The organism is Tumidithrix helvetica PCC 7403, from assembly GCF_965232925.1.
Lineage (GTDB): Bacteria > Cyanobacteriota > Cyanobacteriia > Pseudanabaenales > Pseudanabaenaceae > Tumidithrix > Tumidithrix helvetica.
Genome location: NZ_CBDDRA010000032.1, coordinates 1 through 26,049, shown reverse-complemented (window position 1 = coordinate 26,049; position 26,049 = coordinate 1). Strand labels below are relative to the sequence as shown.

General features: G+C 44.8%; 11 protein-coding genes. 9 read left to right on the top strand and 2 right to left on the bottom strand.

Going from position 1 to position 26,049, the window contains the following annotated elements; translation table 11 throughout:
- The first annotated feature begins 60 nt into the window (after positions 1–60).
- From ACP2WE_RS21955 to ACP2WE_RS21935, 5 genes are all read left to right on the top strand, one after another.
- Entirely contained in the window at positions 61–993 is a 933-nt protein-coding gene (locus tag ACP2WE_RS21955) for a cation diffusion facilitator family transporter (RefSeq protein WP_425217667.1), read from the top strand.
- A gap of 32 nt (positions 994–1,025) precedes the next feature.
- Positions 1,026–2,495, top strand: coding sequence for a glycoside hydrolase 100 family protein (locus ACP2WE_RS21950; RefSeq protein WP_425217666.1), 1,470 nt, complete (start codon positions 1,026–1,028; stop codon positions 2,493–2,495).
- Between the two features lie 268 nt (positions 2,496–2,763).
- Complete coding sequence (locus tag ACP2WE_RS21945; RefSeq protein ID WP_425217705.1) at positions 2,764–3,342, top strand: transposase; 579 nt, start codon at positions 2,764–2,766, stop codon at positions 3,340–3,342.
- Between the two features lie 705 nt (positions 3,343–4,047).
- Positions 4,048–7,446, top strand: a complete 3,399-nt coding sequence (locus ACP2WE_RS21940; RefSeq protein ID WP_425217665.1) for a PAS domain S-box protein — start codon at positions 4,048–4,050, stop codon at positions 7,444–7,446.
- Positions 7,447–7,608: 162 nt separating this feature from the next.
- Positions 7,609–9,996, top strand: a complete 2,388-nt coding sequence (locus ACP2WE_RS21935) for a response regulator (protein ID WP_425217664.1) — start codon at positions 7,609–7,611, stop codon at positions 9,994–9,996.
- A gap of 41 nt (positions 9,997–10,037) precedes the next feature.
- On the opposite strand, the gene ACP2WE_RS21930 is transcribed toward ACP2WE_RS21935, so the two are convergent.
- Positions 10,038–15,665 carry a trifunctional serine/threonine-protein kinase/ATP-binding protein/sensor histidine kinase gene (locus tag ACP2WE_RS21930; RefSeq protein WP_425217663.1) on the bottom strand — a complete coding sequence of 1,876 codons (5,628 nt, stop codon included), beginning with the start codon at positions 15,663–15,665 and terminating at the stop codon, positions 10,038–10,040.
- A 479-nt stretch (positions 15,666–16,144) separates the two neighbouring features.
- On the opposite strand from ACP2WE_RS21930, the gene ACP2WE_RS21925 reads away from it, so the two are divergent.
- Positions 16,145–17,008 carry a response regulator gene (locus tag ACP2WE_RS21925; RefSeq protein ID WP_425217662.1) on the top strand — a complete coding sequence of 288 codons (864 nt, stop codon included), beginning with the start codon at positions 16,145–16,147 and terminating at the stop codon, positions 17,006–17,008.
- Positions 17,009–17,015: 7 nt separating this feature from the next.
- On the opposite strand, the gene ACP2WE_RS21920 is transcribed toward ACP2WE_RS21925, so the two are convergent.
- Positions 17,016–17,498 (bottom strand): hypothetical protein, encoded by a 483-nt coding sequence (locus ACP2WE_RS21920; protein WP_425217661.1) that lies wholly within the window; start codon positions 17,496–17,498, stop codon positions 17,016–17,018.
- 198 nt (positions 17,499–17,696) lie between these two features.
- On the opposite strand from ACP2WE_RS21920, the gene ACP2WE_RS21915 reads away from it, so the two are divergent.
- The 3 genes from ACP2WE_RS21915 to ACP2WE_RS21905 form a co-directional block, all read left to right on the top strand.
- Positions 17,697–19,559, top strand: coding sequence for an iron uptake porin (locus ACP2WE_RS21915; RefSeq protein ID WP_425217660.1), 1,863 nt, complete (start codon positions 17,697–17,699; stop codon positions 19,557–19,559).
- 23 nt (positions 19,560–19,582) lie between these two features.
- A complete protein-coding gene (locus ACP2WE_RS21910; RefSeq protein WP_425217659.1) occupies positions 19,583–20,941 on the top strand; it encodes a cytochrome P450 in 1,359 nt (452 codons plus the stop codon).
- A gap of 49 nt (positions 20,942–20,990) precedes the next feature.
- Positions 20,991–26,049, top strand: a 5,059-nt coding sequence (locus ACP2WE_RS21905) for a trifunctional serine/threonine-protein kinase/ATP-binding protein/sensor histidine kinase (protein ID WP_425217658.1), incomplete at its 3' end; no start/stop codon positions are given.

Here is a 26,049-nt window from a genome sequence, read left to right as displayed (position 1 = left end):
AAACTGTTTTATAGTGAAGCCACATCCATCCTACGTTACCAGTCGTGAACCTCAGAACAAATGACTCATTCCCATAGCCACCATAGTCACCATAATCACCATAACCACCATAGCCCAACGAATTTTAACCGAGCCTTTGTAGTAAGTATTGCACTCAATGTCGGATTTGTGATTGTTGAGGCTATCTATGGAATTCTGGCAAATTCTCTAGCATTGATTGCCGATGCGGGACATAATCTGAGTGATGTTCTAGGGTTGCTACTGGCATGGGGAGCGAGTATTCTGGTGCGTCGCTTACCAACTCCACATCGTACATTTGGATGGCGGCGATCTTCGATTTTGGCAGCACTCCTAAATGCTAGTTTTTTACTGATCGTATCGGGTGGGTTGGCATGGGAGGCAATTCAACGGCTACGCGAATCCCCATCTGTGGCTGGAAACACGGTCATTATCGTGGCATTGGTGGGAATGGCAATTAATGCTATAAGTGCCTCCATGTTCTTTGTCGGTCGTAAGGGCGATCTGAATATTCGAGGAGCTTTTCTCCACCTTGCTGCCGATGCTCTCGTATCTCTGGGAGTTGCGATCTCTGGAATTGCGATCGTGTTGACGGGGTGGCATTGGATCGATCCAGTCATGAGCCTACTTGTGATTGCAGTGATTGTCTCTGGTACTTGGCATCTCTTTCAGGAATCTAGCAATTTGATCCTCGATGCAGTTCCCGATGCGATCGATCCGCTGGCAGTACGAACTTATTTGACTCAACTTGCAGGGGTGACTGAGGTTCACGATTTGCATATCTGGGCGATGAGTACTACTGAAAATTGCCTTACGGTACATCTGATCGTACCTACAGGGCATCCAGGTGATGAATTTCTACATAAACTTTGTCACGAACTGTACGATCGCTTTGATATCGACCATGCCACCATCCAAATCGAGTTGGGGGACTCGCATCATACCTGCACGCTGGCTCCAGATCATATTGTTTAAGACTGGTTAATATAGGAATACATTACGACTTAATGAAAGAAAAATCAGTAATTCAATTGGCTAGATCTCTGTTTTATGAGAAGGCGCTAGTTAAAGTAGATGGAGCGTATGTCGGGGCGATCGCTTCAATTCCCAAAGATGCCAATGCCCAAGACTTGAACTATAGTGAGATTTTTATACGGGACAATGTTCCTGTGATGATCTATCTGCTGCTTGATGGCAAGCATGAGATTGTGCGGCATTTCTTAAATACCTGCTTAAAACTGCAAAGTAACCATTTTCAAACGCAGGGGATATTCCCAACCAGCTTTGTCGAAATAGAAGGGAAGTTAGTTGCAGATTACGGACAAAGGGCGATCGGCAGGGTTTGCTCTGTAGATGCCAGTTTGTGGTGGGTGATTCTGGCTTATATTTATGTCCAGCGATCGGGCGATCGCGCTTGGGCAGCGAGTTCGGAAGTACAAATAGGAATCCAAAAATTCCTCAATCTGATTCTGCATCCATCTTTTCGGGACTCTCCCACGCTATTTGTGCCCGATGGTGCATTTATGATCGATCGCGCCTTGGATGTTTGGGGCAATCCATTAGAAATACAGGTGCTTTTGTATGGTGCGCTTTCGAGTGCGGTGGGATTGATTCAAATCGATTTGACTGAAAAAGGCTATCTCACACCTCAATCGAGAGTTCTCAAGGGGGATCTGGAAAATTCGTTTGAGGCTCAGCAGATTCACCAACGTTCCTATGCGATCGCTTGGTTGACGAGGCTTAGAAACTATATGCTCAAGCATTATTGGGTCAATTCCAAAATCATCCAAACCCTGCGCCGTCGTCCTACCGAAGAATATGGCGATCGCGTCGCGAATGAATACAACATTCAAACGGAGATGATTCCCCACTGGCTCCAAGATTGGCTTGGCGATCGGGGTGGATATCTCGTTGGCAACATTCGCACGGGCAGACCTGATTTTCGCTTCTTTACCTTAGGCAACTGCCTCAGTGCAATTTTTGACCTCATTAGTCCTGCCCAACAGCGATCGCTGTTTCATCTCATGCACCAAAATCAAACGGCGCTATTTGCGCAAATGCCTCTCCGCATCTGCCATCCACCCTTAGACAATGATGAATGGCGCAAAAAGACTGGCTACGATCGCAAAAATTTGCCTTGGTGCTATCACAATGGCGGTCATTGGCCCTGTCTGTTTTGGTTCTTTGCGATCGCTACCCTAAGGCACAAGCAGCGTTACGATCTATCCCATGCGGATGGCGAAGAGATTCATCTACTACTGCAAAATAATTACGAGTTGTTTCTCAAACGACTCCCTCAACAAAATTGGGCAGAATATTTTGATGGGCCCAATGGCGTTTGGATCGGTCAACAGGCAAGGCTTTACCAAACCTGGACAATTGTGGGATTTCTCTTAACCCATCACTTTTTGAAAGTAAATCCTGATGATGTCAATATTATGAATTTGCCTACGCTCAAGGAATTATCTCTTTTCTAAACTGTCTTTAAGAATCCTTGGCACACTTCAAATCATAGCGATCGCCCATGCATTTTTTCGTAATTTTTCTATTGTAATGGATGCCTAGATCGCCATGTCTCCAGAAAATCATCGATCTCTTGGACTAGCCATTCCTGTTCGTATCTAAGCAGTCCGAATCCAAACTTATGAGCGTAAATGCCTTGATTTAGGCACATTTGTGTTTGGTAAACTGAAGGCAGTTTTGAGTAACCCTAATTCACCTTAGGACAAGGAATTATGCGTAGCCATCGTTGATAGTGCCTACAGAAACAAACAATTCTTGACACCATTGCAACAACACAAAAATCTCGTGCCCGTAGCAAGGTCGCGTAGTAATCGTGTGTTTTACCAAAGTCCTGTGATTTCTGAAGCACCTGCTCACAGAGGACATCCTGCTTGGTATGGAGAGCGTTTTGACCTCAAAGCTCCAGATACATGGCACGAGCCAACTGAGGTGTCCCATATTTCATATAAAACTCGCCACGATCGAACTATTCACGTCACAATTACGGCTTGGTCAAATATGCTAATGCGTGGAACCAAAGTTCTCTCGACACACCAATTTCCTTTTACTTTATTGCGCATCGAGAGTGTCGATGAATTTGGACAATCCCTGTTTCGCCCCATGTGGCTAATTGTCGTTGGTGAAAGACGTGGTGAGTTATCTGTGGTGCAAGTTTATCAGGCTTACCGTCAACGCTTTGACATCGAACATTATTTTTTTCTTGATATTTCTATATATCCATTGTTGCTTGGCAGGTTTAAAATATCTTACCTGTTAGAGGGGGAGCATTTGGTAAAAAAAGTTAGAAAAAGTTATGAATAAAGCAATCGAAAAAAAAGGATTTTCAAAGCATAGATAATGAGATAGGCAATTCGATCGGTCTCCCAGATATCTATAGCAATCCTAAATGAGTTGCAATTAATTTATAGCGCAGGCATCTTGCCTGTAAAGGCTAGGAGCCCGTACTACGTTTATAAATAATTTAAGGAGCTCTATAATGAATACTTGCTTATGTGCTTAACTCTAGAGGTGAGGTCTGTCCTATCTTCCCAAACGATTTTATGACTGACGGTTTCAATTACTTACATAGTTTACTTACATGGTTTTATGGCTACCTATTTTTACTTCAGAAAAAATCCTGAGATTCACCCAATCGGGCGAAGAAAGATTTTTTTAGTAAATAGATCATAGGATTTGCATTGTTTTTATATTATAGAAACGACCGTTTAAAAAATGGCATAAAATTGTTTAAGCAATCAATGACATAAAAGACGTTGTGGGGGGATTTTTAATCTGAAGCGATCGCTTACAGTTCAAATGATTTGACGATCGCGTAAAGGGGATTCTTGATAAGATTTCTTTTAGTATTAGCAACTTGTCAGCGATCGAAAGAGATTGAGGCAAACATTTTTTTGCTTGAAACAAAATTGGCATTCTTACGATTGCTGAAGTGATTTACTCCCTAGGTAGCAATTCTAAAACCAAAAAGATTTAAGTTCATATTCTTGCACTGCGCAACCATTATCCATGACTGCAACCGAGAGCATTCGCGAAACTATCTTAATTGTGGATGACAATCCCGATAATCTCAAAGTATTGTCTCAAATGCTTGCAGATTTGGAGTATGAAGTTTCCATTGCAACCGATGGAGAAATGGCGATCGAGCAGGCTCAATATGCTCGCCCCGATCTAATCTTGTTAGATATTCTCATGGTTGGGATTGATGGGTTTGAAACCTGCCGCCGCATGAAGGCAAATCCTCAGATCCAAGAAATCCCCATTATTTTTATGACTGCCCTCAGCGATATGGCAGATAAAGTTCAAGGGTTTTCGCTAGGCGCGGTTGACTTTATTTCTAAACCCTTTCAGGCTCAAGAGCTATTAGCAAGAGTAAAAGTACATTTAGATCTGCGTAACCTCACAAAAAGACTCGAATCTAAAAACATTCAATTAGAGCAAGTCAATCAAAAACTGCAAGGGGAACTGAGCGATCGCAAAAAAACAGAAGAGGCCCTCCGCCAAAGCGAGGCAAAAAACCAGGCTTTACTAAGCGCCCTACCCGATTTAGTCATGCGAGTGAGTCAAGACGGCATTTACTTAGACTTTATCTCTACCGAAACCTTTAAGGTTATAGGCAAGACTGGCGATTTTATCGGTACGCGGGTCGATCGAAGCTTGCCACCCGATTTAGCGCAAAGACGAATGCAGGCGATCGCCAAGGCAATCCAAACCCGTATGCTCCAGATCTACGAGCAAGAGATTGTCGTAGACGATCTCGCTCAAACCGAAGAAGTTAGAGTTACTCCCTGTGGCGATCGCGAAGTTCTAGTCGTCGTTCGCGATATTAGCGATCGCAAGCAGGCAGAAAAAGCTCTTTTAGATAGCGAACAGCGTTTTCGCTCTGTGTTCGAGCAAGCGGCTGTAGGAATTGTACGCGCCTCGCTCTCAGGACAATTTCTCCAAGTCAACCAACGTTTTTGCGAAATTGTCGGATATACCGAAGCCGAAATCCTAGAGAAAACCTTTAAAGAAATTACCTATGAAGAAGATCTCGAGCGAGACTTAACCTATGTCCGCCAACTCCTAAATGGCGATATTTCCACATTTTCGATGGAAAAGCGCTATATCTGTAAAGATGGGCAGTTAAGGTGGATCGATCTGACTGGATCGTTGATTCGAGACGCCTCGGGATTACCACAATATTTTGTGGCGATCGTTGAAGATATCCAAGTTCGCAAACTGGCAGAAATAGCCCTCGAACAAGAGTTAAAACGCAGCAAACTACTCCTTGAGGCTTCCTTTGACGGGATTGTCGTAATCGACGAACATGGCAATGTGATTGAATCTAACCCAAGTTTTGCCAAGATGCTCGGCTATGCCCCAGAGGAAGTCACAAAGCTCAATGTGGTTGATTGGGATGCTAAGTGGACACCAGAGGAGCTTCAAAGGGGCTCGCAGGAATTTAAACTCAAAAAGAAGAGCGTCAAGTTTGAAACCCGCCATCGTCGCAAAGATGGTTCGATCTGCGATGTCGAAGTCAGCGCCAACAGCATTGATTTGCTTGACGAAACCCTACAGATCTCTATTTGTCGGGATATCACCGATCGCAAACGTAACGAACAAGCCCTTAAAGAAAGTGAGGAACTCGCTAAATTACGCGAACGGCAAGTACTCTCACTCCTCAACAACGTTCCTCATATGGCATGGCTCAAAGATCGTGAGGGTCGCTTTCTGGCAGTTAACGAGCCATTTGCTCAAACCTGTGGCTATACCCCTTCTCAATTGGTTGGGCTGACCGATCTGGACATCTGGCCTCTCGAGTTAGCTAAAGCTTATCTCCGTGACGATCGCGAGGTTATGAAATCTGGCAAACAAAAGCGCGTAGAAGAGGGTCTCATCACTACGGATGGAACAGAGTTATGGATTGAGACGATTAAAACTCCGATCGTCGGTGATTCTAACAAGTCCATTGGTACCGCTGGCATCTCCATGAATATTACCGAACGCAGGCGCGTAGAAATTGCTCTGCGCGAGAGCGAACGTCGCTATGCCACGCTTACCGAAGCTGCCCCCGTCGGCATTTTTCGGTTTGATGCTGCAGGAGAATGTGTCTATGTTAACGATCGCTGGTGTGAAATGACAGGGAGATCCGCAGAGGCAGGCATGAGAATGGGGTGGGTTGACACGTTGCACCCTGAAGATCGCGGTCGCCTGATGATGGAATGGAGTCAAGCCATGCAGCAGGGAGGCTTTTACAAGGGGGAAGCGAGATATCTTCGACCCGATGGCACCCAAATCTGGTTCTACGCCCAAGTGATACCCGAAACCGCCTCTAATGGCGAGCTTCTTGGCTATGTGGGAACGGTTACAGATATTAGCGATCGCAAACAGTCAGAAGAATCCATTCGGCAGAAAAATCAAGAGCTAGAATTAGCCCTAAAGCAACTGCAAAATACCCAAACTGAACTCGTACAATCAGAAAAGATGGCAATTTTAGGACAATTGGTGGCAGGGGTTGCCCATGAAATAAATACACCCTTAGGGGTGATTCAGTCTTCGATCAAAAACGTTAGGATGGCGTTAGACAGTTCATTACACAACCTACCTCAAGTTATGCAGCAGCTATCTGACGAGCGTTGGGCTGACTTTTTATCCCTATTAACAACTGTAAATGAAACTCAACATTCCCTTTCCTTTCGCGAAGAGCGTCAACTCAGACGCCAACTGACTGTCGATCTAACAAATCACGCGATCGCCAATGCCGAAATCTTAGGCGATTATCTCAGCCGCATGAGTGTTTCTCAAGACCTGACGCCTTTATTACCTTTGCTACAAGAAAGCAATAATTCCTTTGTCATTGAAACTGCCTATAACCTCTCTTCAATCCAATCAAACACGAAAAACATTACTTTTGCGGCAGAACAAGCTGCCAAAATCGTTTTTGCACTTAAGAGTTATTCTCGCTATAACAACTCAGGCAGGATGACACTGACATCGATTACGGACGGGATAGATATTGTTTTGACAATATACCAACACCTGATCAAACAAGGTGTTGAGGTCATAAAGAGATATGACGATATTCCTCATATCCTTTGTTATCCTGAAGAACTCAACCAAGTGTGGACTAATCTAATTCATAACGCCATCCAAGCAATGAACCATAGGGGCGAACTAGAGATTCGAGTAGCAGAGAGGGAGCGGCACATTGTGGTTGAGATTATTGACTCAGGTTGTGGGATTTCGTCAGATATTAAAGAAAGAATATTTGAGCCATTTTTTACAACGAAACCCATCGGTGAAGGAAGCGGTTTAGGCTTGGATATCGTTCGCAAAATTGTTGAAAAACATAGTGGTAAGATTGAGGTGAAAAGCCGCGTGGGCAAAACCACATTTACAGTTTGGCTTCCAATTCGTAATACATAATTTTTTTCAATAAAAAGTAGGGTAAATAAAGTTTGATTTGAATGAGTTTTTGTGGGGGAGGTAAAGGACAGGAGCCAAATGGTTAACGTAGCGAATGAATCTAATTGATGAATATTGATGAATATTGATGAATGTAGTAATTTAAGGGTGGGATCGCGAATCATGAAAACAACAATGCAACCAACAATTCTCTGTGTAGATGACGATCGAGCAGTTTTATTGAGTCTGAGAGATCAACTGACTCGAAACTTTCACAATGACTATAATATCGAACTCGCACAGGACGGTTTGGAAGCCCTCGAGTTACTTGACGAACTTCGTGCCGAAGGCGTTGATGTGCCGCTAGTGATTTCCGATCACATCATGCCCGGCATCAAGGGAGATGAGTTTTTAATTAGAGTCCATTCTCGTTTTCCTAAAACCCTTAATGTCCTCTTGACTGGACAAGCGAATGCTGATGCTGTAGGCAATGCCGTTAACTTTGCTAGCCTCTATCGCTATATTGCTAAACCTTGGAACGATACCGATCTCTGCCTCACCGTAACAGAAGCCCTTCGCCGATATCAGCAAGATAACGAACTAGAACTGTCCCAAGCAACGCTACGCCAAAGTGAAGAGCGGTTCCGACAATTGGCAGAAACCATTGATGAGGTCTTTTGGGTTACTAATCCCCAAAGGAGTAAGGTAATTTATCTCAGTCCTAGCTTTGAACAGGTTTGGGGTATGTCCTGTGAGGATATCTACGATCGTCCTCAACAATGGTTAGAAACCATTGTTGAGGACGATCGCGCGCGCATGCAAAATATATTCTCCAACCAAGTCCAAAATAAGTATATTGAGGAATACCGTATTGTCCGCCCTGATGGAGAGATCTGTTGGATTCGCGATCGCGGCTTCCCCGTTCAAGATCAGACAGGTCATACCTATCGTATTGTAGGTATTGCTGAGAATATTAGCCAACGCAAGCAATTAGAACAGGAGCAAGCTCGCCTGATTGCAATTTTGGAAGCATCTCCAGATTTCATTGCGATCGCAAATATTGAAGGGCGCATACTTTGGATAAACTTTCAGTTGAGACAGTTACTCGGTCTACCTCCTGAATGCGACCTATCTCAGTTGGTCTTTTCTGATTTCAATTCTGATGATTCTAAAGCGATCGTGCTCGATCGAGGGATACCCAACGCCATTGAGAAAGGGATTTGGGTAGGGGAGACAACGATTTCTACTTTGGAAGGTACAGAAATACCCGTTTCTCAGTTGATTATCGCACATAAATCTGAAGATGGGGATGTCCAACATCTCTCTACGATTATGCGAGATATTAGTACGCTCAAACAGATCAATACTGAGTTGGAAATTCGCGTTGAAGAACGTACGGCTGAGTTAAAAGCAGCTAAAGAAGCGGCGGAAGCAGCAAATCGCGCTAAAAGCACTTTTCTTTCAAATATGAGTCACGAACTGCGCACTCCTCTCAATGTAATTTTGGGATTTAGTCAATTGTTGGTTGCAGATGATTCTCTCGACCTCGATCAGAAAGAAGAAGTGGAGCATATTAATGCCAGCGGCAACCACCTCTTGAGCTTAATTAACGACATTCTAGAAATGGCTCGAATTGAAGCGGGTCAAATTACTTTTACGGCAGGCAGCTTTGATTTATACGAACTATTAGATCGACTGGAAGGCATGTTTCAACGGCAAGCCCAGTTTAAAGATCTACAGCTCAAATTTATTCGATCGCTTGACAAGCTGCCTCAGTATATCGAAACAGATAAGAGCAAGCTGTCCCAAGTTCTGATCAACCTACTGGGGAATGCGATTAAATTTACGGAAGCTGGAAGCGTAACCCTGAGAGTGACTTACGACCGCGATCGGCTATTCTTTGCCGTGGAAGATACTGGGTCTGGAATTGAATCTAGCGAGATCGATACTTTGTTTCAGCCTTTCATCCAGTCCAAACGCAAAGATCCTCGTCAAGAGGGAACAGGTTTAGGTCTGCCCATAAGTCGCCAATTTGTGGAATTAATGGGCGGGGCGCTTACGGCTGAAAGCCAGTTAGGAGTGGGATCGACGTTTGAGTTTTATATTCCATTTAAACCAGCTCAAATCTCTAGCTCTCAAATTACTCGTAGAGCGATCGGTTTAGCTCCCAATCAAACGAAATATCGCATTTTAGTAGTAGACGATCTCTGGGCAAATCGCCAACCATTGGTTAAGTTGCTCTTGCTTTTAGGATTTGAAGTCAAAGAAGCTGGCAGTGGAGAGGAAGCGATCGCGCTCTGGGATAGCTGGCAACCCCACCTAATTTGGATGGATATGCGCATGCCTAAAGTTGATGGATATATGGCAACTTCACAAATTCGGACAAAAGAGCGGCAGCAGCAAAAAGCTCCCACTAAGATTTTAGCGCTTACAGCCAGTGCTTTTGAGGAAGAACGCACCAGAGTTTTAGCTGTAGGCTGTGATGACTTTATTCGCAAACCCTATCAGGAGAAAATTATTTTACAGAAACTCACAGAACATTTGGGCGTGCAATATATTTATGAAAACTAAACCTCATCTGCTCGATTTGGGTAGTCAACGTGAATTCGGGATTAAGTATCGGCTAGCGGAAAACTAACTGAAAACATGGTTCGACCAGGCTGACTCTGAACTTCAATCTCACCATCATGCTTTTGGACGATCTGTCGCACGATGTCTAGTCCCAGTCCACTGCCTTCTCCCCTAGGCTTGGTGGTTACAAACGGCTCAAAAATCTTGGCTTGCAATTCTAAAGGAATCCCCGAGCCTGAATCGATAATCTGAGCGATCGCGCGATCTGCTCGTTGTGTCACCACGACTTCTAACGTTCCCTGCTGTCCCATGGCATAGATCGCATTGTCAATTAAATTTACCCATACTTGCGTAAGTTCGTCAGGGTCGCAGAAAATCGGTGGGATTTCGGCATAACAACGGATAACCTCAATTCCCTGTTTTAGTCGATTGTGGTATAGGGTCAGAGCTACTTCGATACTCTCGGTAATTTGGGTGAGACTTCTTTCTCCTAGTTTGCTGCGATGGCTATAGGTTTTGAGCGCAAATACAATCTTAGCTGCGCGATCGACCTCCTGTTGGATGTTATTGGCATTTTGTTGTTGCATGACCAAACTGTAAGCCAGTTGTAAAATGTTTAAACAGTTTGGATCTTGCAGGATATGCTGATAAAGATGTAAATCCCTTCCCACATTCAACAGGGTGAGTTTGGTGGCAAGTCCTGGGGCATCGTTAAATCCTCGTTCTGATAGTTCGATTTGCAGTTGACGCCGTAGTTGTCGCTCTTCCTGGGTGGAGAGAGACAGTTGCTTCTGATTTTGAATGGCGGCATTGACCAAATCTAGAAACTCCGTTTGTTGTGAAAGAGATAGTTGTTGCAGCATTGCAGGCAATTGTTGAAGAGAAGTCGTTAATGCCGTCACAATATTGCCTGTCGCACAGCGAATTACGCCCAAGGGCGTGTTGATCTCGTGGGCAACACTGGCGGTAAGTTGTCCGAGGGCTGCCATTTTCTCAGATTGAATCAGTTCTGCTTGGGTGGCTTGTAAGTCACTTAGAGCTTGAGATAGCTCTTGAGTGCGCTCTTCTACTTTTTGTTCTAGGGTCTGATAAAGTTGGGCATTTTCGATCGAAATTGCCGCTTGGGCGGCGATCAGTTGCATCAGTTCTTGGCGATCGCGCGTAAATGCTCCTGCTGTAATTTGATTTTCTAAATACAAAACGCCAATCAGCTTTCCTTGATTTAAAATGGGGCAGCAAAATACACTTTTGCACGATCGGTTTAACCAATAGGGATCGGAAGTAAATGGGTTTGGCATTGCCACATCATCGATGACCGTAACTTCTTGAGTGCGTATGACATAGTTGATCGCACTCAAAGGAACCCACTGATTGCCTTCGAGGAGCAAAGATTCCACATAACAGGATTCATCTGTAGAACAACGAACTGAGATCCGCCAGTCTTCATGGGATTTCAAGATTAACATTCCAGTTTGTGCGCCCGTATTTTCCATGACGATATGCATCAATTTTGCCAGCAGTTTCTCTAAATGGATTTCCTGGAAAATTGCTTGCGATGCTTTGAGTACAGTATTTAGATCCAGCAAGATTGAAGTGCTGCTACTGGAAGAAGAACGAGCTTGGATGCGATCGCTCCCGTCATCAGTTCCCCCATCCAAAGCAAGCCAGATTGAGGATATTCTATTTTGAACTATTGACGTTAGTAACTGGGGATAACGGGTTTCTAGATCGACCAATTTTGCCTTGGCTCCCCAACGGCGATAGCAATCATAAGCTTCCTGCATATAGCCTGCGGCAGCTTTAGGCTTACCCCAACAGAGAAAAAATTTCGCAGTAAGTTCGTTGGCTAAGGCTTCGTCTTGAATAAATTTATTTTCCTTGGCACTAGCGATCGCGCGATCGTAGGCTTCTATGGCATCGGTTTTGTTGTCCAATATGCGATATCGTTCGGCTGCCACCAATTCGTAACGATGCTGATGGTTTGTAGGAGCGATCGCTGCCCAATGGTGCAATTTATCCTGATGTTGTTGCACGCGATCGAGAATTGCTGGGCGCTCTTCTAGCAATGCCGTTGCATATTGGTTTAATTGAATTAGTGCATCAAAAAAGGAATAGAGAGGAACTAAGAACGTAGATACATTGCTGTCTAGGTATTGGGCAGCTTGGGTAGAGGTCTGGACAGCCTCCCGATCTTTGCCAAAGAGATAATAAAGAATAGCTTGATTGAGGTGCAACTGGAAAAATGCACCGCGATTATTGTTGGATTGTAGTTGCGAAAGGGATGGTTCCAAGTTAAGGATCGTGCCATTCAGGAGATAAGGAACATCTGTCTGCCCCAATAAATTCAATACAGTTTGTTGATAAATCTCTTGACAAAGTAGGGTAGGAACATGTTTGTATTGCTTGATTGTTTGACGATAAATATCCATTGCCTGAGCCAGTTCCGTTAGCTCCTCCCCCGCATAATAAGCGTGACAGCTATAGGCCATACCACTCAAACAAGCGATCTCAATATTGCCGTTTTCCAACCCACTCAGAAAGGCTTCCCGCAGGCTCGGCAAGGTTTGAAATAGGGCATTTTTCCAATGTCTAATCAGATGGTTAAACACAAACTCAGCGCGAGCTTTAAAGGATGGCAGTTGGAGTCGCTCTAGAAGGTCTAATGCCAATCCTCCAAACTCGTAACCACGCTCGATATCGCCAATGATGCCACACAGGATGAAACCATAGCCACCATAAGCAAACACAGACACTGGACTGTTCCCATATCGGATCGATAATTCGACTTGCTTAAAAATCAGCAATGGCATTAAGGCAGGAGTCGATGCATAGGCGGCAGACACTAACGCTGTCAAGATTTCCATTGCTGCCAAAATCTGCGGATCGATCATGGTTGGCAAATCTAGTAAATTCTGAGGTGGGATGTTTGCACAGAGCGATCGCGTCACACCAAAAGCCTGTCGAATATCTGTCTGAGTAGGTTGCTCTGGAAATTCGATACCTAGGGAACACAACACCTGTAAACCAATCCGAACCGAATCCTTAAGCTCCCCTTTTGCTTTAGCGCCAATAATCAGAATTTGTTGAACTGCGATCGTATCTAGAAGGCTTTTAGCCTTTTGTAGAACGATATTTACCCACTGTTCCATTTGCTCGAAATCGGCATTGAGGCAACTCGCTTCCGCAATTTCTTGATGCAGTGCCAGTGCCAAGGGATAATGAGCTTCCCAAGCATCATCTGGTAAAAGGGCGATGCCGATCGCGAGATAGTCGATCGCCGCACCAAAGGCTGTAGCCATTTTCGCTTTGCGCCCAGCAGCAAGGTTCAATGTGGCGAGATTTTCCCATTCTGGCGTTAGGGCGGCGGTACGCATCTCGGAGAGAATCGCATCTCTACCGACATTCAAATGGTTGACGATTTCAAATAGCTGCTCTTCCCTTTCCCTCGTTGAAGAATCGCGTAATAATAGCTGACCGATGGTTAGATGGATTCTCTGCTTTTGGTCTTCAGCAATTAGTGAGTAAGCCGCCTGTTGAATGCGATCGTGTAGGAAGCGATAGCCGATCGCTTCCCCTTGCGCCAAAGCCTCAGCAATTTCATCGGCATTCAACGATTGTGCCAAGCGATAGCCCTCTCCCACAGGCTCGATCAAACTCGTTTGGATTGCCTCCCATAACTCTTGTGCCGTTTGAGTTAGAGAGCGCTCGCTTACCGTTGCCAACATGTGTAAATCAAATGGATTGCCAATACAAGCAGCCAACTGCAATATTTTCTGGGTTGACTTTGATAACTGGGTGATTTTGCCAATCATCAGATCGACTACATTCTCGCTAATATCCTGTTGCTGAATTCGAGCTAAATTCCATTGCCATGCACCGAGTCTTGCCTCTGTCTTTTGGTGGTTGGATGTCACCTCAAACCAGATCGATCCTTCCTCATATAGCGACTTGAGCAACTGGGTCAAGAAAAAGGGATTTCCTGCTGTTTTCTCAAATAGCAACACTGCTAAAAGCGCCACAGACTCCACGGAAGTATGGAGTGTCTCTGCAAGCAGTTTGGTCACATCTTGCAAATCTAAGGGTTCGAGCTCAATTTCAGTCACAGTCACCCCTGCTTTACGCATCTCTGCCACAGTCTGCATAAAGGGGTGAACAGAGCTGACTTCATTATCTCGATAGGCAGCGATCGTCAGCCAGTGATGATTTTCAGGGTTTTGTATAAACCCTTGAAATGACTGGCAGGATGCAATATCTATCCATTGCACATCATCCATAAATACAACCACAGGATGATTTGGACTTTGGAAAACCCCAGTAAACTGATTGAGTGTTCGGATTGTGCGATTTCTGGTCTCGATCGCGCCTAATTCGGGAACAGGTGGTTGCTGCCCAATAATCAGCGCTAATTCTGGAATTACATCAACGATAACGCGAGCATTTGCACCCAAAGCCTTAAGCAATGCTTCCCGCCAATACTGAAGTCGCTCTTGGCTTTCGGTTAGCAACTGGCGTATTAACCCTCGCCAAGCCTGCATCAAAGCATCTAGGGGAATATCTCGCTTGAACTGATCGAATTTACCCGTAATGAAATATCCTTTTTGACGGGTCAGCGATCGCAGCAACTCATGAATCAACTTGGTTTTACCTACCCCCGAATAGCCGCTCACCAATACCAACTCACAGCTACCTTGACTGATGCGATCGAAGACTTCTAGGAGAGTTTTTATTTGGTCTTGCCTGCCATAGAGTTTTTGAGGAATATTGAATCGAGCTAGATCGTCCACCTGTCCCAAAACAAAATCAGCGATCGCTCCTGTCTTTTTAAACTTTTCCAGACAGATTTCCAGATCTGTTTTTAATCCAACTGCGCTCTGATAGCGATCCTCAGCATTTTTCGCCATCAATTTCATCACGATATCCGAGAGAACTTTTGGTATATGGGGAGATTCCAAGGGGATTGGCGATCTGGCTAAATGGCTATAGACCAATTCTAAGGGATCGTCGCTTTGGAATGGTAATTGTCCGCACAGCAACTGATAGAACGTCACTCCTAATGAATAAAAATCCGTGCGATAATCAATACCCCGATTCATCCGACCTGTTTGTTCGGGCGATAGATAGGCTAACGTTCCTTCTAAAATATTTGGGGTTTGCAGTGCTTGAGTCTCTTGGGGCAAAAGCGAAGCCAGTCCAAAATCGGTAAGCTTGACTTGATGGTTTGTCGGATCGATCAGGATATTGGATGGCTTGATGTCTCTATGAATCGTGCGAAGTTGATAAAGTCCATCCAGAATTTCGGCGAGTTGTACGGCGATCGGCAAAAAATTAGCTAAATCTAAAGAACCTGTGGCGATGTAATCTTGAAGGGTAACAGATCGCTCGTCTGGCATCACCAGAACCAAGCTATTGCCAAAACTTTCTAGACCTATGGGGCGAACCACCCCTGACAAATTTAGTTTTTTGGCGATCGTGTAATGGTTGCGCAATCGCAAGGTGTCTTGAATTGCAGGGCGATCGCCTCTTAGCATTTTTAGTACCACAGGGGCTCCATCTGCGAGCCGAACCGCTCGGTAAACCATAGTTCTAACACCCAAGAAAAGCGTTGCAGTCACCTGATAACCGTCTATTTGAGGAATGCGATCGCCATTACTCAGACCTTGCCAACTCATTGCATTCCTCCAGATTCAAACAGCATTAGTGAAAGTGTTTGTGAAAATAGGATCGCTATATAGCGATCCTATTTGATACATGAGAGATTCTTTCCTCTACATTGAGCGTAGGGACAATTCATGAATTGCCCCTACGCTCAAATCATTTAGGACTGCTATATATATGATTGCAAAACTTGTTTTAATTTGCAGTTTTTTAGATCTGCAAAAATTCTGTATCCCACCAGATGGGGTGAAGTCAACTTTTAGCGTAACCTTTTATGATGAGATTGTTGATTGTTCTTAGTTGTAAAATCAGTTTTTAGCGAATAAACGATCGGGAGTCACAAAATCGTAAAATTTCCAAGGGCGGCAGATCGGGAAAAAATCAACGGTTAGTGTCTTTATTTTTTCATTACAAAAAACTTGATTTTTTAAAGTCTTACAGCAAGAGCATTCCAAAATGCAACAACTTTGATGCAAGAGTGGCATCCCAAATTATGAAAACAATGATAAAACCAACAATTGTCTGTGTAGATGATGAGAAAGCTGTTTTGTTAAGCCTCAGAGATCTGCTGATTTGCAATTTCCAAGATGACTATAATATCGAAATAGCCCAAAATGGATTGGAAGCCTTGACATTGCTAGATGAACTCCATGCTGACGGAATTGATATTCCTCTTGTAATTTCCGATCACATTATGCCAGGGCTCAAAGGAGACGAGCTTTTAATTAAGGTACATTCTCGTTATCCTAAAACGTTAAACGTTCTGTTGACTGGACAGGCAAATGCTGACGCCGTGGGTAATACTGTTAACCATGCCAATCTTTATCGCTATATTTCTAAACCATGGAATGATATCGATCTTTGCCTCACCGTAACCGAAGCGCTGCGGCGATATCAGCAAGCAAAAGAATTAGAACGCTTAAAGCAGGAGCAAACTCGCCTGATTGCGATTCTAGAAGTTTCTCCAGACTGTATAGCCATTACCGATCTTGAAGGGCATCTACTTTGGGTTAATTCCCAATTGCGACAATTACGGAATCTCCCCCTAGATACCGATCTGTCGCAACTGCTATTTTTCGATTTCCACGATCGCGCTTCCAAAGAGATCCTGCTCGATCGTGGGATACCGATGGCGATCGAGCAAGGGCTTTGGGCTGGTGAAACCACACTTTTAAGTTCGCAAGGAACAGAAATACCCGTTTCCCAGTTGATCGTTGCTCATAGGTCTGAAGATGGCAATGTTGAATATCTCTCTACGATCGCGCGCGATCTCAGCGAGATCAGAGATATGAATGCCGAATTAAACGAACTTCGGACATCAGTCAATGACAATCTTGGGGGGAATGATTTGGGATAGAAATCTCCTAGAATTTTCCACAGTACTGTAAGAGTTCTTGTTCTAGATCGATGCCTTTATTGCCTGTTGCGGTTAACATGGGCATCGCTTGCATCAATGCTGCATAATCTCCTTGGGCTTGGTCGCGTTTTACTCTTTCCAACTTCCCTCCCATATCTCCAGCAAACTGTAAATAACGTTCGTGCAAAGATTTAAGCTGGGCATCCTCGACTTTTAGTGCGAGTAAATCTTGCTTTAAGTCATCGACATAACGCAATGCCACGGAAGGATCCATGGTGTTACGGGCTCCCGAAGCCTTGTCTACGATGGTGGTAAATGCTTTACACTCAGCAGATTTATCAATCTTATCCACTATTTTGGCATCCTGACTGGACGCATTTGTCGGCAAAGCCAAGCCCATCAAGTCTGTGGTTCGTAGTCCATAGGGAATGACTATCCCTGCAAGGGTCAGTGCGATCGCAAGCATAAAATTAGGTTTGGTTTGGAACATAGATTTTTATTCTGCAAATAATTTAATGTTTCCCATAAAAATGCGATCTCCACTCAAGTTGCGCCCCCCCATCCAACGCATAGAGACTAGGAAAATCTAAGATTTTGAAGCCAATTCCTGTAAACTCAAAAAGTGATTTCTGTGATTCTTACAGGTAAACTAGCTTAAGAATGTGTTGGAAAGGTGTGAGGAATTTGTATGAACATCAAAATTTATTTTACCACTGTTGCCATATCTATAATGTTGACAGCTTTTGCAGATACTGGTACTAAAGCATTTGCTTTGGAAATCGATCGAAATGTAAAAGGCACAGCGATCGCGCCTTCTGCTCAACCTGTTTTATTAGAGCCAAGCAATTCCTTGCAGGATGCGTCCCGCCGCATCCCTAACTATGTCCCCAACCATGTTGTTACTCCTGACCCCAAGCAACAGTCGGCACAGGTAACTTCGGTATCGCAACTCTCTGACGTTAAAGCCACTGATTGGGCGTTTACCGCACTGCAAAGTCTGGTGGAACGTTATGGCTGTATCGCAGGATATCCCGATCGCACCTATCGCGGACGACAAGCGATGTCGCGCTACGAATTTGCGGCTGGACTGAATGCCTGTTTAGATAAAATTAATGAGATTTTGAGTGCGGGACTCGCAGACAAAGTCAGTCAAGAGGATCTAGCCGCACTCAAAAAGCTCCAGGAGGAATTTGCCGCCGAACTCGCGGTATTAAGAGGTAGGGTTGATGCGCTGGAGGCAAAAACAAGCCGACTTGAAGCCCAGCAATTCTCGACAACCACAAAGCTAAACATCCTCAGTTCGTTTAATGTAAGTAGTGTTTTTGCTGGTGGCGATATCCGTGCCGAAGGTTTGCCAATTCCTGGTAGCGTGCCCGTTGCCCGCTTTGCTGCGCGTAATCCCTTGACTGGAAGCCCAATTGTTGGAACGGTTACAGACAAGCCCAACACCACCTTCAGTCATTCCACCTATCTCCTGTTTACCTCTTCATTTACAGGAAGCGATACGCTCAACCTGATTTTGGCGATGGGAAATGGTAGTCCTCCTGCTAGTGCCTATGCTTCCGCAGGTTTTTCTAGTACATTTGCAGTTCCCTATGCCGATTCCAATCCTGTTGTGCCCTTGCCAGCAAATAGCGTGGGTTTATTTGAACTCTTTTATAGCTTTCCCATCAGCGATAATGTCAAGGTGCAGATTGGTCCCCGCATTCTCCCTTTTCGCCAATTTGATGTCAATCGCTTTACCTCTGTGCTGAATGGAGCGGGAGGATTGAACTCCTATCAAAGCACCATCGCCAATAGTGGCTTGTCAGGGGCAGGTGCGATCGTGAGTTGGCGTATGTCCGATCGACTGCTGCTCAAAGCAGGCTATCTTGCCCGTAACGATGCGTCATTTCAATACTTTGGGGGTGATGGCTCTAGCAATCCCAATCGCGGCTTATTTGGCGGCTCCAATCAAATTCTGACCGAACTCACCTATTCCCCCAGCGATTCTGCAAATTTACGGTTTCTCTACAGTCGGACGTACAACCAAGCACCACCTGTTTCGCCCCTCGGTCAACCGAACTTCCCGTTCTTTCTGACTTATTCAGCGCGTGGGGTTGTGGATGATGGACTTGGGGGGAGTCTGCAAGACAGTACAGGGGATAACTTGGTCTTTAACTTTGATTGGCTACTCAATAAGTCCTTTGGCTTATTCGGGCGTTATTCCTATAGTAATTACCGCATTGCACCCGTAAACCCTGCCATCTCGGGTGGTAATGTCAGCCTTCAAGCATTCCAATTTGGTTTAGCCTTTCCCGATCTTGGCAAAGAAGGCGCTTTAGGTACGCTTTCCTTTAGCATTCCATTTCAAGTGCTTTCTGGGCGCAATTTTCTGGTATCAGGGAACGGCGATGGTGGCACGCAGTACGATGTGGAGCTAACCTATTCCTATCCAGTGATGAAATATATCACTTTGACACCTACTTTGTTTGCCACGTTTAACGCCAATAACTTCAGTAGCAATCCGACAATTTGGGGAGTGGTATTGCGCACGCAGTTCTTGTTCTAAAGTTAATTTAGGGAGTAAAGACAATGCTAGATCCTGTAGTTTGGTCGCGCGAAGTTAACAATGCACCGCTGCCGCCTTTGGTAAAAGGTATCCCTTTTTTAGGAAGTGCGCTGGAACTCGGATCGGATAGCCTCGGTTTCTTTGTCAGGCAATATCATGAGGTTGGTCCGATTTTCCGAGTTCGGGCGGTCGATCGCCAATATACAGTACTGGCGGGAGCAGAGGCTAACCAGTTTGTCAACCAAGTCGGCACCGAATTTCTCAGTAGCAAAGAATTTTGGCAAGGATTTTCTCAAGAGCTAGGTGTGAAGGACTTGCTCGTTGGCTTGGAAGGCGAAGCCCACCAACGCCAGCGGCGATTTTTGCAACCCAGCTATTCGCGCAATGCGATTATTAATGCTTTCCCAGAAATCATTCAATTAATGGGCAATCTCACCGCAGATTTGCGATCGCCGCAGCGACTGAAGGTCTTACCCTTTATGCAAAAACTCATCTGCGAGCAGTTAGGCATGTTGCTCGCAGATTGCTCGCCCGCTGAGTACCATAGCGATGTGGTCAAGTTCTTGCAAACTGCGTTGAATGTCACTGTTGTCAGGCAATGGCCAGCATTTCTCCTGTGGCAACCCTCTTACAAACGTGCCAAACAAAGGACGCTCGAACTGGCTCGGCTCGCGATCGCCAAACATCGCAAAGGGAACCTCAACCATGCGAAGCCCAATTTAATCGACGATCTGATTGCGGACTCTAAGCAGCAGCAGCGCTTATTCTCTGAAGCTGAGATGGTTGCTGCGGCTGTCGGGCCCTACCTTGCAGGGATCGATACCGTTGCCAACACCTGTTCTTTCATGCTTTACGCCCTGCTAAAGTCTCCTAACACGCTTGCAAGAGTGCAACAGGAGGTCGATCTGCTATTTCGGGAGGGTATACCCACTGCCGATCGATTGCGCGGGTTGAACGCTCTCTATGGGACAGCAATGGAAACGCTGCGCATGTACCCTGCGGCTCCTGCAATTCAACGCCATGCGATCGCTGATTTTGTGTTTAAAGGCTATCGGGTTGAGAAAGGAACCCATTTGATCCTTGCTACGACAGTGCCACATTTCTTACCTCAGCTTTTCCCCAATCCCTATGATTTTGATATCGATCGCTTTCAGCCGCCACGTAGCGAACACAAACAAAATGGGGCTTTTGCCCCTTTTGGCGCAGGCGCACACCTGTGCTTAGGGCAGGGTTTGGCAGAAGTACAAATTATGTTAATTATGGCTACTTTATTGCATTGGTTTGAATTTTCCTTAGAATCTCCAAACTATACAGTTAAGCCAATTAACAATCCTACCCTTTCACCAGGAAATAAATTTTCTGTGCGTGTCCAAAGGCGATAGGCAAAAGGATTGCCCGTACAATAAGGGGAATGCTTAGAAGATCGCAGTCATGATTGAGATTCCTGGCTACAAAATCAATTCGCTCGTGTATGAAAGCGATCTATCGATCGTTTATCGAGGAAATCGTCAAGACGATTTCCAACCAGTCATCCTGAAAATTTTAAAGTCAGAGTACCCGCCACCCGAAGAAATCGTTCGCTATAAACTGGAATACGAAATCTGTAGCAGACTAAACCATATCGAGGGCGTTGTTAAAGCCTATAGCTTTACAAAACACAAACGGATTCGATTCATTGCCTTTGAAGATTTTGGCGGTGAATCTTTACGCATCTTAAAATCTTCGCGGAGTTTTTCCCTCATAGAAATTTTAGCGATCGCCGCCCAAGTAGCAGGCATTCTCAGCGAAATTCATGCCGCAAATGTAATTCATAAAGACATCAATCCAGCCAACCTCGTCCTTAACCCACGGACAGCGCAAGTCAAAATCATCGACTTTGGCATTTCAAACATCCTGTCGCGAAAAAATCCTACCATTCGCAACACCCAAGTACTCGAAGGTACCCTTGCCTATATCTCACCCGAACAAACAGGGAGGATGAATCGCACCCTCGACTATCGCAGCGATCTCTATTCTTTGGGCGTGACGCTATACGAACTTCTCACCGATCGCCTTCCCTTTGAATTTGACGACCCGATCGAATTAGTCCATTGCCACATTGCCCGACTTCCTATCCCTCCCTTCAATCACAATCCAGAGATTCCTAAGGTCGTCTCTGATATGGTGATGAAGCTCTTGGCAAAAACAGCCGAAGACCGCTACCAAAGCGCACAAGGACTCAAAGAAGATTTAATAACCTGTAAAAAACAATTAGAAAACCATTGCGAAATTTCAGAATTTGGACTCGGCAAACAGGACATTTCCGATAAGTTCCAAATTTCGCAGAAACTTTATGGCAGAGAATCACAAATTGAGCTATTACTAACAGCATTTGAGAGCGTATGCATTGGTAAATCTGAGGTCATGATGGTGACAGGCTACTCAGGTATCGGTAAGTCTGTACTGGTCTCCGAAATCTACAAGCCAATTACTCAAAAACGCGGCTATCTAATTTCTGGTAAATTTGACCAGTTTCAACGCAATATCCCCTACAGCGCTTTCGTTACTGCCTTTCGCGAACTCGTCAAGCAACTCCTCACTGAAAGCGAAAGCCAACTGCAAAAATGGCGCGATCGCTTGCTTACAGCCCTAGGAGAAAGCGGACAAATCATCATCGATGTGATTCCTGAAGTGGAACTGATCGTTGGTAAGCAATCTCCCGTCCTAGAACTCTCGCCCGCAGAGGCTCAAAATCGCTTCAATTTGGTGTTTCAGAATTTTGTTCGGGTTTTTACTAGACCGAAACATCCTCTGGTTATCTTTTTAGATGACCTACAGTGGGCGGATGCGGCTTCGTTACAGCTTTTGCAATTACTCGTGACTTCGGCGGACAGTCAGTTTCTCTTTTTTATTGGGGCCTATCGCAGTAATGAGGTTGATGCGATTCATCCTTTGAGTTTAACGCTTAAGAATATTGCTGATGCTGGAACATCTGTTAACGAAATCGAACTTTTACCGCTCGAACGCTCGGATGTCTATCGTCTGTTGGCGGATACGCTGAAATGCGATCGCGAAAAGATTATTCCTTTGGCTGAACTCGTCCTCCATAAAACTGCGGGTAATCCATTTTTTATCAATGAATTCTTGAAGTCTCTCTATGCGGAGGGTTTGATCGATTTCGATTTAGGAAATAGTGCTTGGCGTTGGGATCTTGCCCAGATTCAGTCGGCGGGGTTTACGGATAATGTCGTCGATCTGATGTCAGACAATATCCAGAAATTGTCTCCCGATTCTCAGAAAATCGTCCAAATTGCTGCCTGTATTGGTAACTATTTTGATTCGCAGACTCTGGCGATCGCTGCCGACCGTCCGCATCGATTGGTTGCCAAGGATCTTTTACCCGTTTTATTGGAAGGACTGATCTTACCGCTAACGGATAATTACAAATTTGCGAGTGTCGATGATGAACAAGACCTAGCAGAAAATTTTGTGGTGGAGTACAAGTTTCTCCACGATCGCGTTCAACAGGCGGCTTATGTTCTCATTCCTGAGTCAGAAAAGCAGGTTACTCATCTCAAGATTGGTCGTCAGCTTTTAAAGAAAGTGGGATCGAATGGAAAAATGGGGGCGATCGATGAGGAGGTTTTTAGTATTACGAACCACCTCAATATGGGAATTGGATTGATTACAGATGCCCAAGAACGTCTCGAACTAGCCGAATTAAATTTACTTGCGGGTAAAAAAGCCAAGGATTCTAATGCTTATGCGGATGCCCAAAAGCACCTAGCCATAGGGATTGGGCTTCTTCCCGATGATGGATGGCAAAGGCATTATCAGCTTAGCTTATCCCTTTATCAAGCAGCAGCCGAGTCTGCCTATTTGAATACGGACTATGATGAATGTCATCGACTGGTGGAGCGGATCGTTCACCATGCCCACCATATTCTCGATACGATTGAATCCTATAAGGTAAAGATCGATGCCTATACCTCCCAAAAGAAATTCCACGAAGTTCCTGCAACCGTAAATTCCATACTCTTGCGTTTAGGCGAACCTTTCCCAGCTTATCCCAACGAGCTTCAGGTTGGAGTAGAACTATTACGCACGGAAATACGTACTCGCATCAAAAGGATTGATGACTGGTGGACTCTGCCAACCATGACCGATCCTTACAAACTTGCTGCGGTCTATATCATGACCACAATTGCAACCTCTGCGATTAATTTAAATCCCTTGCTGGTAGGCATGGTGATTCTCCGCATCGTGAACTTATCGCTGCAATATGGCATCTCACCCAATGCAATTATTCAGGGTGCTGCCTATGGATTGATCCGATGGGTCGCTTTTCAAGACATCGAAGGTGGCTATCGCGTTGGATTAGTAAGCTTGCAACTGATCCAGCAGCATAATATTCGGCGTAGTGCTTCTTTAACGATCGTAGCATTTGAAGCTTGTTTGAGACATTGGAAAGAACATTTAAGAGAATCTTTACCCAATTTACTAAGGGCGATCCACCTCGGTACCGAACTTGGCGAATATGACTCCATTGGCTTTGGCGTATCAGCATATTGCCTCCATCGATTTTTTGTCGGAGATCCTTTAGATGGTGTTATTCAAGATTTCCAAAACTATAATGGCTTGCTATTACAGAAAATTAAACAACCCCAGATTGTCGATCAACACAGAGCTTGGCATCAGCTAGCCCTCAATTTTGCGGGTCTGGGAGAGAATATGCCTTTCCTTGTCGGGGAGGGGTTCAATGAATTCGATCTCCTTCCGACATATTTGGCAGAGAAAAACGGAATTCCCGTTTACTATTCCTGTGCTGCCAAGGGTGTATCTCACTATTTCTTTTATGATTACAAAACCGCGATCGCTTCTTTCCGTCAAGCTATGCCCTTTGAGCGATCGATTGTCAGCGCATTTGGTGTTGCAAACCATAATTTCTACTATTCCCTTGCGTGCTTGGGTCTATGTAAGAGCTTGCCCAAACATGCTCGCCGTAAATATCTAAGGCAGGTTGCCAAAAATCAGAAGAAAATGCAACGTTGGGCTAAACATTGCCCCATGAACTTTCAACACAAATTCGATCTAGTAGAAGCAGAAAGAACGGCTTTGCAGGGTAAACAAATACAGGCAATGGAACTCTACGATCGCGCCATCAAAGGAGCGCAAGAAAACGAATATATCCAAGAGGAAGCTCTAGCCAATGAGCTTGCTACTCAGTTTTATCTACAACTAAATAAAGATAAAGTCGCCCAAGCCTATTTTACCGATGCTTGCAGGTGCTATCAAAACTGGGGCGCACGGGCAAAAGTGCTGCACTTAGAAGAAACCTATTTGCAATTGACTAACCGCAAGTCCCTTCCTCGCAATAATTCGATTACTTTTCGCGCTAACTCCTTTAACCCTAGCCAAACCACAAACGCACCCATAACTACGGGCGGCTCCCTGAAACTCGATCTAGTCTCCGTGGTGAAAACCTTCCAAGTTCTTTCTGATGAGATCGATCTAGAAAAGCTCTTAGCAAAACTGATGAAACTGTTGATCGAGAATGCTGGCGCTCAGGTGGGTCATTTGATTCTTGAAAATGAGGGCAGACTCCATATTGAGGCTTCGGGTACTTCTGAAAGTGATGAGGTGGAAGTGCTGCGATCGCGTTCTATGGAAAATATGGTTCCTGCTTCAGCGATCAACTATGTTGTCCGTACCTTAGAAAGTATGGTGCTTGGTAATGCTACACAAGAAGGTATGTTTACCAACGATCCCTACATTCAATCGCATCAACCAAAATCCTTGCTTTGTATCCCTTTGCTCAATCAGGGCGAACTCGCTGGCATTCTCTATATGGAAAACGATCTCGTCACCAATGCGTTTACAAGCGATCGCCTTGAAGTTCTTACCCTGTTGTCTAGTCAAGCGGCAATTTCGATCAATAATGCCCGTTTATATACCAACCTCAAACGTTTTAACGAAAATTTAGAGCAATTGGTCAGCGATCGCACCCAAGAACTATCTCAGGCACTCACAACCCTTAAAGCAGCTCAAAACGAACTGGTCGCATCCGAAAAAATGGCTGCCTTAGGCAAATTAGTTGCAGGGGTTGCCCATGAAATTAACACACCGATTGGCATTGGGGTTACCGCAGCCTCTTTAATCGCCGATAAAACCCAAGAGCTTGCCCAGATACTTAAAAATGGAACAATGAAACGCTCCGATCTCGAAAAGTTTATGGAAATGGCTCAGCAAAGTAGCGCGATCGTTCAGTCCAACTTAAATCGCGCCGCCGAACTAATTCAAAGTTTTAAACAGGTGGCCGTCGATCAGTCTAGCGAATCGAGGCGACCGTTTGCTCTCAAAGCCTATCTTGAAGATGTTATGGCTAGTCTCCATCCCAAACTCAAGCGCACAAAAATCAACGTCAAAATTCTCTGTGACGACCATATTGAGATCGATAGCTATCCAGGTATGATTTCTCAGATCGTCACCAACCTAGTCATGAATTCATTAA

Coding starts and splice junctions, on each gene's coding strand:
- ACP2WE_RS21955 (WP_425217667.1), top strand. CDS start 61: ATGACTCATTCCCATAGCCACCATAGTCACCATAATCACCATAACCAC.
- ACP2WE_RS21950 (WP_425217666.1), top strand. CDS start 1,026: ATGAAAGAAAAATCAGTAATTCAATTGGCTAGATCTCTGTTTTATGAG.
- ACP2WE_RS21940 (WP_425217665.1), top strand. CDS start 4,048: ATGACTGCAACCGAGAGCATTCGCGAAACTATCTTAATTGTGGATGAC.
- ACP2WE_RS21935 (WP_425217664.1), top strand. CDS start 7,609: ATGAAAACAACAATGCAACCAACAATTCTCTGTGTAGATGACGATCGA.
- ACP2WE_RS21930 (WP_425217663.1), bottom strand. CDS start 15,665: ATGAGTTGGCAAGGTCTGAGTAATGGCGATCGCATTCCTCAAATAGAC.
- ACP2WE_RS21925 (WP_425217662.1), top strand. CDS start 16,145: ATGAAAACAATGATAAAACCAACAATTGTCTGTGTAGATGATGAGAAA.
- ACP2WE_RS21920 (WP_425217661.1), bottom strand. CDS start 17,498: ATGTTCCAAACCAAACCTAATTTTATGCTTGCGATCGCACTGACCCTT.
- ACP2WE_RS21915 (WP_425217660.1), top strand. CDS start 17,697: ATGAACATCAAAATTTATTTTACCACTGTTGCCATATCTATAATGTTG.
- ACP2WE_RS21910 (WP_425217659.1), top strand. CDS start 19,583: ATGCTAGATCCTGTAGTTTGGTCGCGCGAAGTTAACAATGCACCGCTG.